The 12,512-nt window shown below is 73.0% G+C and carries 14 protein-coding genes; 10 read left to right on the forward strand and 4 right to left on the reverse strand.

Translation table 11 applies throughout. The features are described from left to right. Positions 1-263 precede the first annotated feature (263 nt). The 4 genes from leuC to ACFRAR_RS09235 all read left to right on the forward strand — a co-directional run bounded on the left by leuC (position 264) and on the right by ACFRAR_RS09235 (position 3,728). Positions 264-1,688, forward strand: a complete 1,425-nt coding sequence (gene leuC, locus ACFRAR_RS09220; protein WP_380696492.1) for a 3-isopropylmalate dehydratase large subunit — start codon at positions 264-266, stop codon at positions 1,686-1,688. A gap of 3 nt (positions 1,689-1,691) precedes the next feature. Next, entirely contained in the window at positions 1,692-2,288 is a 597-nt protein-coding gene (gene leuD / locus ACFRAR_RS09225) for a 3-isopropylmalate dehydratase small subunit (RefSeq protein ID WP_380696494.1), read from the forward strand. A gap of 182 nt (positions 2,289-2,470) precedes the next feature. Beyond that, positions 2,471-2,818 (forward strand): hypothetical protein, encoded by a 348-nt coding sequence (locus ACFRAR_RS09230; RefSeq protein WP_380696496.1) that lies wholly within the window; start codon positions 2,471-2,473, stop codon positions 2,816-2,818. 133 nt (positions 2,819-2,951) lie between these two features. Next, positions 2,952-3,728 carry an HU family DNA-binding protein gene (locus tag ACFRAR_RS09235; protein ID WP_380696498.1) on the forward strand — a complete coding sequence of 259 codons (777 nt, stop codon included), beginning with the start codon at positions 2,952-2,954 and terminating at the stop codon, positions 3,726-3,728. A 305-nt stretch (positions 3,729-4,033) separates the two neighbouring features. On the opposite strand, the gene ACFRAR_RS09240 is transcribed toward ACFRAR_RS09235, so the two are convergent. Beyond that, positions 4,034-4,255, reverse strand: coding sequence for a hypothetical protein (locus ACFRAR_RS09240; RefSeq protein ID WP_189923473.1), 222 nt, complete (start codon positions 4,253-4,255; stop codon positions 4,034-4,036). Positions 4,256-4,374: 119 nt separating this feature from the next. Beyond that, positions 4,375-5,058: a 2-phospho-L-lactate guanylyltransferase gene (gene cofC, locus ACFRAR_RS09245; protein ID WP_380696501.1), complete on the reverse strand. Its 684-nt coding sequence runs from the start codon at positions 5,056-5,058 to the stop codon at positions 4,375-4,377. A gap of 228 nt (positions 5,059-5,286) precedes the next feature. Here cofC and ACFRAR_RS09250 point away from each other — a divergent pair, with 228 nt between their 5' ends. From ACFRAR_RS09250 to ACFRAR_RS09260, 3 genes are all read left to right on the forward strand, one after another. After that, positions 5,287-6,117, forward strand: coding sequence for a lysophospholipid acyltransferase family protein (locus tag ACFRAR_RS09250; RefSeq protein WP_380696503.1), 831 nt, complete (start codon positions 5,287-5,289; stop codon positions 6,115-6,117). Next, positions 6,114-7,115: an NAD(P)H-dependent glycerol-3-phosphate dehydrogenase gene (locus ACFRAR_RS09255; RefSeq protein ID WP_380696505.1), complete on the forward strand. Its 1,002-nt coding sequence runs from the start codon at positions 6,114-6,116 to the stop codon at positions 7,113-7,115. The genes ACFRAR_RS09250 and ACFRAR_RS09255 overlap by 4 nt, the downstream gene beginning before the upstream one ends. A gap of 102 nt (positions 7,116-7,217) precedes the next feature. Further along, a complete protein-coding gene (locus ACFRAR_RS09260) occupies positions 7,218-8,363 on the forward strand; it encodes a D-alanine--D-alanine ligase family protein (RefSeq protein WP_380696507.1) in 1,146 nt (381 codons plus the stop codon). 59 nt (positions 8,364-8,422) lie between these two features. Here ACFRAR_RS09260 and ACFRAR_RS09265 read toward each other — a convergent pair whose 3' ends face one another. Together ACFRAR_RS09265 and ACFRAR_RS09270 are read right to left on the reverse strand one after the other, a co-directional pair. After that, positions 8,423-8,941 carry a DUF3515 family protein gene (locus ACFRAR_RS09265; protein ID WP_380696509.1) on the reverse strand — a complete coding sequence of 173 codons (519 nt, stop codon included), beginning with the start codon at positions 8,939-8,941 and terminating at the stop codon, positions 8,423-8,425. A gap of 34 nt (positions 8,942-8,975) precedes the next feature. Further along, positions 8,976-9,209 (reverse strand): Lrp/AsnC family transcriptional regulator, encoded by a 234-nt coding sequence (locus tag ACFRAR_RS09270; protein WP_380696511.1) that lies wholly within the window; start codon positions 9,207-9,209, stop codon positions 8,976-8,978. A gap of 201 nt (positions 9,210-9,410) precedes the next feature. Between ACFRAR_RS09270 and ACFRAR_RS09275 the strand changes: the two genes are divergently transcribed. The 3 genes from ACFRAR_RS09275 (at position 9,411) to thiD (ending at position 12,375) form a co-directional block, all read left to right on the forward strand. Continuing rightward, positions 9,411-10,376, forward strand: coding sequence for a thiamine-phosphate kinase (locus tag ACFRAR_RS09275; protein WP_380696513.1), 966 nt, complete (start codon positions 9,411-9,413; stop codon positions 10,374-10,376). Positions 10,377-10,528: 152 nt separating this feature from the next. Then, on the forward strand, positions 10,529-11,554 hold the full coding sequence (locus ACFRAR_RS09280) for an ATP-dependent 6-phosphofructokinase (RefSeq protein WP_380696515.1): 1,026 nt from the start codon (positions 10,529-10,531) through the stop codon (positions 11,552-11,554). 23 nt (positions 11,555-11,577) lie between these two features. Continuing rightward, positions 11,578-12,375 (forward strand): bifunctional hydroxymethylpyrimidine kinase/phosphomethylpyrimidine kinase, encoded by a 798-nt coding sequence (gene thiD / locus ACFRAR_RS09285; protein ID WP_316526111.1) that lies wholly within the window; start codon positions 11,578-11,580, stop codon positions 12,373-12,375. Positions 12,376-12,512: the final 137 nt, after the last annotated feature.

Below are 12,512 nucleotides of genomic sequence, written 5' to 3' on the forward strand. Positions count from 1 at the left end.
GCCCCGCTCAGTACCGAGCGGGGCCCTTCGGCGTCTCCGGGCGCCCGCCCGGGCGCTGTTCGGGTAGCGCTCGGGCACCGGTCCGGGACCGCCCGAGTGCTGTCCATGCGCTAAGACTGCGGTCTCAATCCGTGAGACACCAGTTCAATCTCCAGCGAAAACCGCCACCCTGGACGGAGCGGCCCGGGTGCACACGGCGGCGCACACGTTTTGACCTCGACGACATGAGAAGGCCGGCAACGCGGCCGGCTGGAGGGAATCCGATGGGACGGACACTCGCAGAGAAGGTCTGGGACGACCACGTCGTGCGGCGCGCGGAGGGCGAACCCGACCTCCTCTTCATCGACCTGCACCTGCTCCACGAGGTCACCAGCCCGCAGGCCTTCGACGGACTGCGCCTGGCCGGCCGCCCGGTCCGCCGCACCGATCTGACGATCGCCACCGAGGACCACAACACCCCGACCCTGGACATCGACAAGCCGATCGCCGACCCGGTCTCCAGGGTGCAGCTGGAGACGCTGCGCAGGAACGCGGCCGAGTTCGGCGTCCGGATCCACTCGCTCGGCGACGTCGAGCAGGGCGTGGTGCACGTGGTCGGCCCGCAGCTCGGCCTGACCCAGCCCGGCATGACCGTGGTCTGCGGCGACTCCCACACCTCCACCCACGGCGCCTTCGGGGCGCTGGCGTTCGGCATCGGCACCAGCCAGGTCGAGCACGTGCTGGCCACCCAGACCCTGCCGCTGGCGCCGTTCAGGACCATGGCGATCACCGTCGAGGGCGAGCTGCCCGAGGGCGTCACCGCCAAGGACCTGATCCTGGCCGTCATCGCGAAGATCGGCACCGGCGGCGGCCAGGGCTACGTCCTGGAGTACCGCGGTTCGGCGATCCGGAGCCTGTCGATGGAGGCCCGGATGACCGTCTGCAACATGTCGATCGAGGCCGGTGCCCGGGCCGGCATGATCGCCCCGGACGAGACCACCTTCGCCTACCTGAAGGACCGCCCGCACGCCCCGCGGGGCGAGGACTGGGACGCCGCCGTCGCGTACTGGAACACCCTGGGCACCGACGAGGACGCGGTCTTCGACCACGAGGTCCTCATCGACGCGAGCGAGCTGACCCCGTTCGTCACCTGGGGCACCAACCCGGGCCAGGGCGCCCCGCTGGGCTCGAACGTGCCGGACCCGGCCTCCTTCGCCGACCCGCAGGAGCGCACGGCCGCCGAGAACGCCCTGACGTACATGGGCCTGGAGGCCGGCACCCCGCTGCGCGAGGTGAAGGTCGACGCCGTCTTCGTCGGCTCCTGCACCAACGGCCGGATCGAGGACCTGCGGGCCGCCGCGGCCGTGGTGGAGGGCCGCCGGATCGCCGACGGCGTCCGGATGCTGGTGGTCCCCGGGTCCGTCCGGGTCGCCCTCCAGGCCGTCGAGGAGGGCCTGGACAAGGTGTTCACCGCGGCCGGTGCCGAATGGCGCCACGCGGGCTGCTCGATGTGCCTGGGCATGAACCCCGACCAGCTCGCCCCGGGGGAGCGCTGCGCCTCCACCTCGAACCGCAACTTCGAGGGCCGGCAGGGCAAGGGGGGCCGCACCCACCTGGTCTCCCCGCAGGTCGCCGCCGCGACCGCCGTGCTGGGCCGCCTCGCGGCCCCCTCCGACCTGACCGCCGACGTCGCTGCCGTGGAGGCCTGAGCCATGGAGAAGTTCACCACCCACACCGGCCGGGCCGTCCCGCTGCGCCGCAGCAACGTGGACACCGACCAGATCATCCCGGCGCACTGGCTGAAGAAGGTCACCCGATCCGGTTTCGAGGGCGGGCTTTTCGAGGCCTGGCGCAAGGACGAGTCCTTCGTCCTCAACCGGCCCGAGCGGCAGGGCGCCACGGTCCTGGTGGCCGGCCCCGAGTTCGGCACCGGCTCCTCCCGCGAGCACGCGGTCTGGGCGCTGCAGAACTACGGCTTCCACGCGGTCATCTCGTCCCGCTTCGCCGACATCTTCCGGGGCAACTCGCTGAAGAACGGCCTGTTGACGGTCGTCCTGCCGCAGGAGACCGTGGAACGGCTCTGGGCGATCACCGAGAGTGACCCCTCGGCCGAGATCACCGTCGATCTGGAGGCGCGCGAAGTGCGGGCCGAAGGCGTCACCGCGGCCTTCGAACTGGACGACAACGTCCGGTGGCGGCTGCTCAACGGCCTGGACGACATCAGCATCACGCTGCAGAACGAGGCCGACATCTCGGCCTTCGAGGCGACCCGCCCGGCCTTCAAGCCCCGTACTCTGCCCGTGGTCTGAGTTCCCCTCAGAACAAGCATTCTGGCGATCCGCCGGATGGCCCGCGTCCCCCTCGGGGGGGCCGGGCCATCCGTCGTTCCGGAGCACGAGTTAGCGCCGCGGCCCGCCCCGGATTGCCCATTTGGCTTTGCGGAAGAGGGGCCCGCGCAAGTACAACTGCGGGTAGATGGCACAATCAGTACATGCACCGGCACCATGAACCTCCGTACGCGGGCGGCGAACCCGCGGCTGAGGACTCCATGGGCCGGCCATCCGAACGCCGAATTGACGATCGGCCGGACGTCACCTCCGCACCTGCTGAGGCGCCGGACGACCAGGAAGTCGCAGCGCTCTACGCGCTTGTGGCCGAGCGGTTGAAGCAAGCTCACGCCCGCGTGCATGCGCTGAACGTGTCTGCCGATGCAAAGACCGCTCTCACCCGTCAACTCCTCATCGTCACCGAGACCGCCAAGCGCGATCTTCCGGAGGCGGCAAGGCGGTTGAGTCGCTTTGTACATGACCTCGACGAGGGGCCCCCGCCGCTCGACTGAGGTCGCCGACGCGCAAATCCATTGCGACACTAGGGTGATTCGCGCGTTTGGTAATTGAAAGTCCGCAGATACATACCTAACGTGCGAAAAGAACGGATGGAATCATCCGGCGCTCGTTTCCGAAGGGGAAGACGTGAACAAGGCTCAGCTTGTCGAAGCGGTGGCCGAGCAGCTGGGCGGTCGCAAGGCTGCCGCAGAGGCCGTCGACGCAGTGCTCGACACCATGGTCCGTGCCGTTGTGGCCGGCGACCGGGTTTCGGTCACCGGGTTCGGCACCTTCGAGAAGGTGGAGCGCTCCGCGCGCTTCGCCCGCAACCCCCAGACCGGCGAGCGGGTCAAGGTCAAGAAGACCTCGGTCCCCCGCTTCCGTCCGGGTCAGGGCTTCAAGGACCTGGTCAGCGGCAGCAAGAAGCTGCCGAAGGAAGGCCCCTCGGTGAAGAAGGCCCCCAAGGGCTCCCTCACCCCGGGCAAGAGCGGTGTCGCCGCCACCCCGGCCGCCAAGCGTGCCGCCACCAAGCGGGCCGCCGCCGCCGCTGCCGCCGCCCCGGCCACCAAGAAGACCGCCGCCAAGAAGACGGCGACCACGGCCGCCGCCAAGAAGGCCGCGACCACGGCCGCGAAGACCACCGCCGCCAAGAAGACCACGGCGACGGCCAAGAAGACCGCGGCGAAGACCACGGCCGCGAAGACCACCGCCGCCAAGAAGACCACGGCGACCGTGGCCAAGGCCGCCGCGACCAAGGCTGCCGCGACCAAGAAGACGGCCGCGGCGAAGAAGGCGACCACCACGGCTGCCGCCAAGAAGACCACGGCCACCGCCAAGAAGGCGACCGCCACGGCCAAGAAGACGGCGCCGGCGAAGAAGACCGCCACCCGCAAGACCACCGCGCGCAAGACCTCTGCCAAGTAAGTCCCGCGCGACCGTCCTCGGACGGCCTTCGGCATAGAGCCGCGGCACCCCTTCCGTGAATTCACGGAAACCGGTCGCCGCGGCTCTTTCGATTTCCGGGCGCTTAGTCAGGAATCCGCGACGTGCGGGGGCGCGGGCGGGGTTCGGGGTGCGGCGGGGCGCCCGGGGTCTGCCGGGAAGGGGGCCGTCAGTCCACGACCGGGCGGGCGGCTCAGGGTGGCGGGGCGGCTCGGTGCGGTCCGGTCCGGTCCGGTGCGGCCCGGGGCCGGGCCGGGCGGGATCCGCGGCGGGGACCCGGGGGGCCGTCAGCCCTCGGCGGGGTCGGGGAAGGTCTGGAGCGTCACGAAGACCACCCGGCGGGCCTCGCCGGCGCCCTCGGTGCGGATCCGCACCCGCTGACCGGGACGCAGCAGCCGCAGGCCGCCCGCGTCGAAGGCGGCCGCGTCGAACGGCACCGGGGTCCCGTCGTCGAGCAGCACGGAGCCGGCCCGGGTGGCGGGGTCGAAGGTGAACGCGGTGGCCTGCATGCGAGCAGCATAGCGAGCGGGGCCGCCCGCCCCCGGGGCCAGGTGGGAAGGGGTCCCGGGAGGGGCCCGGAACGGAGCCGGAACGGTGCCGGGGCGGTGCCGGGCGGTGCCGGGGCGGCTCAGCGCGGGCTCAGGGAAGCGAACAGCGCACGGGTGTGCGGGCCGAGGCCGAGCGCCGCGGCCTCGTCGAGGTCCGCACCGGTGTCGACGTCCCGGCGCACCGACTCCACGCCCGCGAGGCGCAGTTCGAGCGCCCCGCCCGCGGTGTGCCGGGCCCGCGAGCCGTCCCCGAAGGCGGGGGAGAGCGGCCGGCCCGGGGTGCAGGCGAGCAGCGTGGTGCCGAGGCCGGGGGAGTCCGGGAGGAAGGCCCGGCCGTCCGGCGGGACCGCGCCCAGCACCAGGGCCAGTTCGGCCGGGCGCAGCGCCGGGAGGTCGGCCGAGAGCGCCGCGAGCGGGGCCCGCGGGGCCAGCGCCAGGGCGGCCGAGGCGCCGTGCGCCAGCGCCCGGTTGAGGCCGCCGCCGGGCTCGTCGGGGACCACCAGCGCGCCGAGCGCGGCCAGTCGGGCGCCGGCCCCGGCGTCGCGGGTGACCACCAGGACCCGGTCGACGCCCGGGGTGGCGAGGGCGGCGGTGACGGTGTCCAGCGCGAAGGACAGCGCCAGGCCGGCCCGGTGGTCCCCGGCGTACGGGGCCAGTCTGCTCTTGGCCAGGGCGAGCGGCTTGAGCGGAATCACCAGCGACCAGCCGGCGGTGGGTGCGGCGGGCGCGACGGGCCCGCTGGGGCGTACGGTGTCCTGGGTCACCGGCGTCATTGTGGCGCCGGTCCCGGAGCCCTCGCCAGGCCGTACGAGCTGTGCGGACGTGCGTTTGATCACGCCCGCCGGGCGGGTTGGCGCGGCCGCTCGACAGTCGGTGAGCGGGCGGGCGACACTGTTCCGCGCCCGTGGCCCGGGCACCGGCGGAAACGGTGCGCGACACCGGGACGCCAGGACCGCGGCGCTGCGTGCCGCATCGGATGAGAAGGAGCTGGGGTGGCCCGCCGCTCGTACGCCAAGTTCGGCAACGCCGACTACGGCATCTGGTACCGCTTCGCGGCCGTGCTGGTGAAGCCGGTGACGACCGCTCTGGTGAAGCCCGACTGGCGGGGCTGGGAGCACCTTCCGAAGAACGAGGGCTTCATCGCCGCGGTGAACCACAATTCGATCATCGATCCGGTGATCTACGCGCACTGGCAGTACAACAGCGGACGTCCGCCGCGCATTCTCGCCAAGTCCTCGCTGTTCTCGATCCCCTTCATCGGATTCATGCTGCGCAAGACCGGCCAGATTCCGGTGTTCCGCGAGTCCACCGACGCCGCGCAGGCGTTCCGGGCCGCGATCGACGCGGTCAACGGCGGCCAGTGCGTGCAGTTCTACCCGGAGGGAACGCTCACCCGGGACCCGGACCTGTGGCCGATGACCGGCAAGAGCGGGGTCGCCCGGGTCGCGCTGATGACCGGCGCGCCGGTCATCCCGGTCGCGCACTGGGGCGCCCACGAGATCATCCCGCCGTACGGCCGGACCGGTTTCGGGAAGGGCAGGTTCAACCTGTTCCCGCGCCACAGGGTCACCGTCGCGGCCGGGCCGCCGGTGGACCTGAGCAAGTACCGGGGCCAGGAGCTCACCGCCCAGGTGCTGGCCGACGCGACCGACGACATCATGAACGCGATCACCGCGGTGCTGGCCGAGGTGCGGGGCGAGCAGCCGCCGGCCGAGCGCTACGACATGCGCAAGGCGGCCCGGGAGCGGGCCGCGGCCGCGCTGGCCGAGCGCCGGCGGGCCAAGGGTGAGCGGGGCAAGGGCACCGAGGAGGCCGGACAGTGACGCGCTGCGCCGTGATGGGGACCGGCTCCTGGGGCACCGCGTTCGCGCTGGTGCTCGCCGACGCCGGCTGTGAGGTCGTGCTGTGGGCCCGCCGCCAGGAGCTGGTGGACGCCGTCAACTCCACCCACGAGAACCCGGACTACCTGCCGGGCGTCCGGCTGCCCGACAGCGTGCGGGCCACCACCGACGCCGCCGAGGCGCTGGCCGGCGCGGACTTCGCGGTCCTGGTGGTGCCCTCGCAGACGCTGCGCGACAACCTGGCGGCCTGGACGCCGCTGATCGAGCCGCAGACCGTGCTGGTGAGCCTGATGAAGGGCATCGAACTCGGCACCGCCAAGCGGATGAGCGAGGTGATCGACGAGGTCACCAAGGTCGGCCCGGAGCGGGTCGCGGTGGTCAGCGGGCCCAACCTGGCCAAGGAGATCGCCAACCGGCAGCCCGCGGCCAGCGTGGTGGCGTGCACCGACGAGGCGGTCGCCAAGCGGCTCCAGTCGGCCTGCCACACGCCGTACTTCCGGCCGTACACCAACACCGACGTGGTGGGCTGCGAACTCGGCGGCGCGGTCAAGAACGTGATCGGCCTGGCGGTCGGCATGGCGGCCGGCATGGGGCTCGGCGACAACACCAAGGCGACGCTGATCACCCGGGGGCTGGCCGAGACCACCCGGCTCGGCGAGGTGCTGGGCGCGGACCCGCACACCTTCGCCGGACTCGCCGGGATGGGCGACCTGGTGGCCACCTGCTCCTCGCCGCTGTCGCGCAACAACACCTTCGGCATGAACCTGGGCCGGGGCATGTCGCTCGCGGAGACCATCGCGGCGACCCGGCAGACCGCGGAGGGCGTCAAGTCCTGTGAGTCGGTGCTGGACCTGGCCCGGCGCAACGGCGTCGACATGCCGATCGTCGAGGCCGTGGTGGACGTGGTGCACAACGGGCGGCCGACCCAGGAGGCGATGCAGGCGCTGATGTCGCGTTCGGCGAAGCCGGAGCGGCGCTGACGGCGCGTGGTCCGCGCGGCGGCGCCGGGCTCCCCGGACGCCGCCGTCCCGCCGTGCCGCTTTCTGCCCGGCAGGGCCTCGCACGGTAGTCTCAAACCCGATATGAGCATCGAACAGTCCTCCCCGAACCGGCCCGACCGGAAGCCGCGCGTCGCGCTGGTCTTCGGCGGGCGCAGCTCCGAGCACGCGATCTCGGTCACGACCGCGGGCAGCGTGCTCAGGTCGATCGACCGCGACAAGTACGACGTGCTGCCGATCGGCATCACGCACGAGGGCCGCTGGGCGCTGACTGCTGACGAGCCGTCCCGGATGGCCATCACCGACGGCAAGCTGCCCGACGTGGCGCACGTCGCGGAGGGCGTCGACGGCCAGGTCGCGCTGCCGGCCTCCCCGGGCAGCCGCGAGGTGTTCCTGAGCGAGTCGGGCAGCGCCCCCAAGGCCCTCGGCGAGGTCGACGTGGTGTTCCCGCTGCTGCACGGCCCGTGGGGCGAGGACGGCACGCTCCAGGGCCTGCTGGAGCTCTCCGGCGTCCCGTACGTCGGCAACGGCGTGCTGGCCAGCGCGGCCGGCATGGACAAGGAGTTCGCCAAGCGGATCCTGGCCTCGCACGGTCTGGAGGTCGGCCGCTACACCATCGTGCGGCCGCGCGAGTGGGCGTCCGAGGAGGGCCGCGCGGCGGTGCGCGAGCGGGCCGCCGCGCTGGGCCTGCCGCTGTTCGTGAAGCCCTGCCGGGCCGGCTCCAGCATCGGCATCACCAAGGTGAAGGACCTGGCGGACCTCGACGCCGCGATCGAGGAGGCCCGCCGGCACGACCCCAAGCTGATCATCGAGGCGGGCGTGACCGGCCGCGAGATCGAGTGCGGCGTGCTGGAGTTCGAGGACGGCCCGCGGGCCAGCGTGGCCGGCGAGGTGCTGGTCGGCGAGGGCTACGACTTCTACGACTTCGAGGCCAAGTACATCGACTCCTCGGACGTGCAGATCCCGGCGAAGCTCAGTGACGGGGAGCTCGCCGAGATCCGGCGCCAGGCGGTCGAGGCCTTCGAGGCGCTCGGCTGCGAGGGCCTGGCCCGGGTGGACTTCTTCCTGCTGGAGGACGGCACCTGGATGATCAACGAGATCAACACGATGCCCGGCTTCACCCCGATCTCGGCCTTCCCGAAGATGTGGGAGGCCAGCGGGGTCTCCTACCCGGAGCTGATCGACCGGCTGCTGGGGACGGCGCTGCGGCGTTCCACCGGGCTGCGGTAGCGGCCGCGTGCGCGCGAGGGCGGGCCGGGGACTCCCGGCCCGCCCTCCGCACGTCCCGCTCAGCCGGGGATGTTGGCCTTGACCAGCGGGGTGAGCGCGGCGGCCGGGTCCAGCGGGCTGCTGTAGACGCCGCGCGGCGAGACCACCTCGACGTAGGCGGCGCGCATGGTGGCGACGAAGCGGTAGCTGCCGTCGCTCAGCTCCTGCGACCACCAGGTGAGGTCGTCGACCGTCGGGGAGATGTCCTTGGCGTGCTCGCCGTCCAGCTCCTCCGGCCGGTCGATGCCGCACCGCAGCACCGTCCGGGGCGATCCGCCCCAGGCGGCCACGTACGGCGAGGCGGGCGACGGGTCCTTGCGGGCGTGCCCGAGCAGTTCGGCGGGCAGCGCGGCGGCGAGCGACCGGCAGTAGTCGGCCGCCTTGCCGCTCGGGTGCGGGACCTCGACCTCCGGGTCCGCCGGGCCCCAGCTGCCGACCAGCACCACGACCGCGCAGGTGAGGGCGACGGGCAGGGCCAGCCAGCGAACCGGGGTCGGCAGGGCGGTCAGTGCCTTGGGGACACGCAGTTCTCTGGCCACTCGCCGATGGTAGCCGGGCCCGGGGCGGCGGACCTCAGAGGTGCACCACGGGGCAGGTGAGGGTGCGGGTGATGCCCTCGACCTTCTGGACCCGGGCCACCACCATGCGGCCCAGTTCGTCGACCGTCTCGGCCTCGGCCTTGACGATCACGTCGTAGGGGCCGGTGACGTCCTCGGCGGTGATCACGCCGGGGATCCCGGTGATGGTCTGGGCCACCGCGGTGGCCTTTCCGACGTCGGTCTGGATCAGGATGTAGGCCTGTACCACGGGGGGACCTCCGGCAGCCGGTGGGTGGGATCGCCGCCGTGGCCGGCCCGGTCGGGCGTCGGGGGTGGGGACGGGCTCAACGGCAGTCTGATCACCACGCTACCGCGCAGCGGGCCGGACGGGGGAGACCCCGAGCCCTCCGAAGGGCGTACGCTGCGCGCGGGGGAGCCAGATCGGGATGGAAACGCGAGAGGACGGCAGATGCAGGGGACCGTGGGCGAGCTCGGCGAGTTCGGCCTCATCAGGGAGCTGACCGCCCGGGTACCGCTCACCGATGCGGTCGACCTCGGCCCCGGGGACGACGCCGCGGTGGTGAAGGCCCCGGACGGCCGGGTGGTGGCCACCACGGACGTCCTGATCGAGAACCGGCACTTCCGCCGGGACTGGTCCACCGCCTACGACGTGGGCCGCAAGGCCGCCGCCCAGAACCTCGCCGACGTGGCCGCGATGGGGGCGGTGCCGACCGCCATCCTGCTCGGCCTGGTCGCCCCCGCCGACCTGCCGACCACCTGGGCCACCGAGCTGATGGACGGGCTGCGCGACGAGTGCCAGGTGGCCGGGGCGACGGTGGTCGGCGGTGACGTGGTGCGCGGCGACACCGTCACGCTGGCCATCACGGCGCTCGGGGACCTCCAGGGGCGCGCGGCGGTGACGCGCGCCGGAGCGCAGGTCGGCGACGTCATCGCGGTGACCGGCTGGCTCGGCTGGTCGGCCGCCGGACTGACCGTCCTCCAGCGCGGCTTCCGCTCCCCGCGCGCCTTCGTCGAGGCGCACCGTCGGCCCGAACCGCCGTACCACGCGGGCCCGGCGGCGGCCGAGCTGGGCGCGACCTCGATGATCGACGTGAGCGACGGGCTGGTCGCCGACCTCGGCCACGTGGCCCGGGCCAGCGAGGTGGACATCGACCTGAGGGCCGCCGACTTCGACGTCCCGGCGCAGATGGCCGACATCGGCCAGGCGGTCGGGGTGGACCCGCTGGTCTGGGTGCTCGCCGGCGGCGAGGACCACGCGATCGTGGCCACCTTCCCCCGCGGGGTCCAACTCCCGGCCCGCTGGCGGGTGGTGGGTGAGGTGACCGGCCGCCCGACGGGCAGCCGCAGCGGCCGGGTGACGGTGGACGGCGCACCCTGGGACCGGGTCGGCGGCTGGGACCACTTCGCCGAATAGCGGCCCGGGCCGTACGGGGCGCGGCACATGACGCTCCGGACGGCCGGGGACGGGCTTCGGGGGTGCGTTGTGCGTACGCTTGGCGGCATCCCCGCCCGCCCGTCGGTCCGGCGCGGGCGGTTCCGACCACGGCGAGCGGGAGCACACCAGACATGCGCATCGGTGTCCTGACCAGCGGCGGCGACTGCCCCGGCCTCAACGCGGTGATCCGCTCGGTGGTGCACCGGGGCACCGACGTCCACGGCGACGAGATCGTCGGCATCCTGGACGGCTTCCTCGGCCTGATCGAGGGCCGCACCCGGACGGTCTCGCACGACGACGTGACCGGCCTGCTCACCCTCGGCGGCACCGTCCTGGGCTCGGCCCGGGTGCGCCGCGACCGGATCGCCTGGGCGGTGGAGAACGCCAGGACGCTGGCCCGCGAGATCGGCATCGACGCGCTGATCGCGATCGGCGGCGAGGGCACGCTGACCGCCGCCAAGCTGTTCAGCGACGCCGGACTGCCCGTGGTCGGGGTGCCGAAGACCATCGACAACGACATCGACGCCACCGACGTGACCTTCGGCTTCGACACCGCGGTGCACGTCGCCACCGAGGCGATCGACCGGCTGAAGACCACCGCCGAGTCCCACCAGCGCGTCATGGTGGTCGAGTTGATGGGCCGGCACACCGGCTGGATCACCCTCACCGCGGGCATGGCGGGCGGGGCGCACGGCATCCTCATCCCGGAGAAGCCCTTCGAGATCGAGGCGGTGGCCCGGATAATCGAGGACCGCTTCGCGCGCGGCAAGAAGTTCGCCATCATCGCCGTCGCCGAGGGCGCGTCCCCGGTGCCCGGCACCATGCGCTTCGACCACGGCGAGGTCGACCAGTACGGCCACCGGACCTTCGGCGGGATCGGCAACCGGCTCGCCCACGAGCTGGAGAACCTGCTCGGCAAGGAGGCCCGCCCGGTCATCCTCGGCCACGTCCAGCGCGGCGGCACCCCGACCGCCTACGACCGGGTGCTCGCCACCCGGTTCGGCTGGCACGCGGTGGAGGCCGTCCACCGGGGGGCGTTCGGGCACTTCACCGCGCTGCGCCGGACCGGCATCGAGCTGCTGCCGATCGGCGACGCGGTGACCCGGCTGAAGACGGTGCCCGAGAACCGCTGGACGGAGTCCGAGGCGGTGCTGTGAACCGGCGCCGGTAGGTTGAGGGCATGTCCTCCACCGCACCTCCCCGCGTCCTCACCGTCGCCGGCTCCGACTCCGGCGGCGGCGCCGGCATCCAGGCCGACCTCAAGGCGATGCTCGCCCTCGGCGTCCACGGCATGAGCGTGATCACCGCCGTCACCGCGCAGAACTCGCTCGGCGTCCAGGGCTACTGGGAACTGCCCGCCGAAGCCGTCCGGGCGCAGTTCCGCAGCGTGGTGGACGACATCGGGGTGCAGGCCGTGAAGACCGGCATGCTCGCCTCCGTCGAACTGGTCGAGACCGTCTCCGAGCTGCTCGCCGGAGTGGACGCCCCGGTGGTGGTCGACCCGGTCGGCGTCTCCAAGCACGGGGACGCGCTGCTGGTCGCCGAGGCCGTCGCCACCGTCCGGGAGAAGCTGCTGCCGGTCGCCACCCTGGCCACCCCCAACCTCCACGAGGTGACCCAGCTCACCGGGCTGACCGTCGAGGACGAGTCGCAGATGCTGGACGCCGCCAAGGCACTGGTCGACCTCGGGCCGCGCTGGGCGCTGGTCAAGGGCGGCCACCTGCCGGGCGAGGCCGCCGACCTGCTGTACGGCGGGCCGGACGAGGTGCACTGGTTCCGGGCGCCGCGCTACGACAACCGGCACACCCACGGCACCGGCTGCACCCTGGCCAGCGCGATCGCGGCCGGCCTCGCCAAGGGCGAACCGCTGCCGTCGGCGGTGGCCTCGGCCAAGGAGTACATCACCGGCGCGATCGCCGGGGGCTTCGCCCTGGGCGCCGGGATCGGGCCGGTCGACCACGCCTGGCGCTGGCGCTGAGCGAGCCGGGGAAACAGTGGTGGGGGGGGGCCCCCGGGGGGGCGCCCCCCCCCCCCGGGGGGGGGGAAAGGCGGTGGCCGGACACCAAAAAACCAAGCCCGCCCCCACGACGGTGTTACCGGCGACCGGGGGTCCCG

This window comes from Kitasatospora sp. NPDC056651 (assembly GCF_042792155.1).
Lineage (GTDB): Bacteria > Actinomycetota > Actinomycetes > Streptomycetales > Streptomycetaceae > Kitasatospora.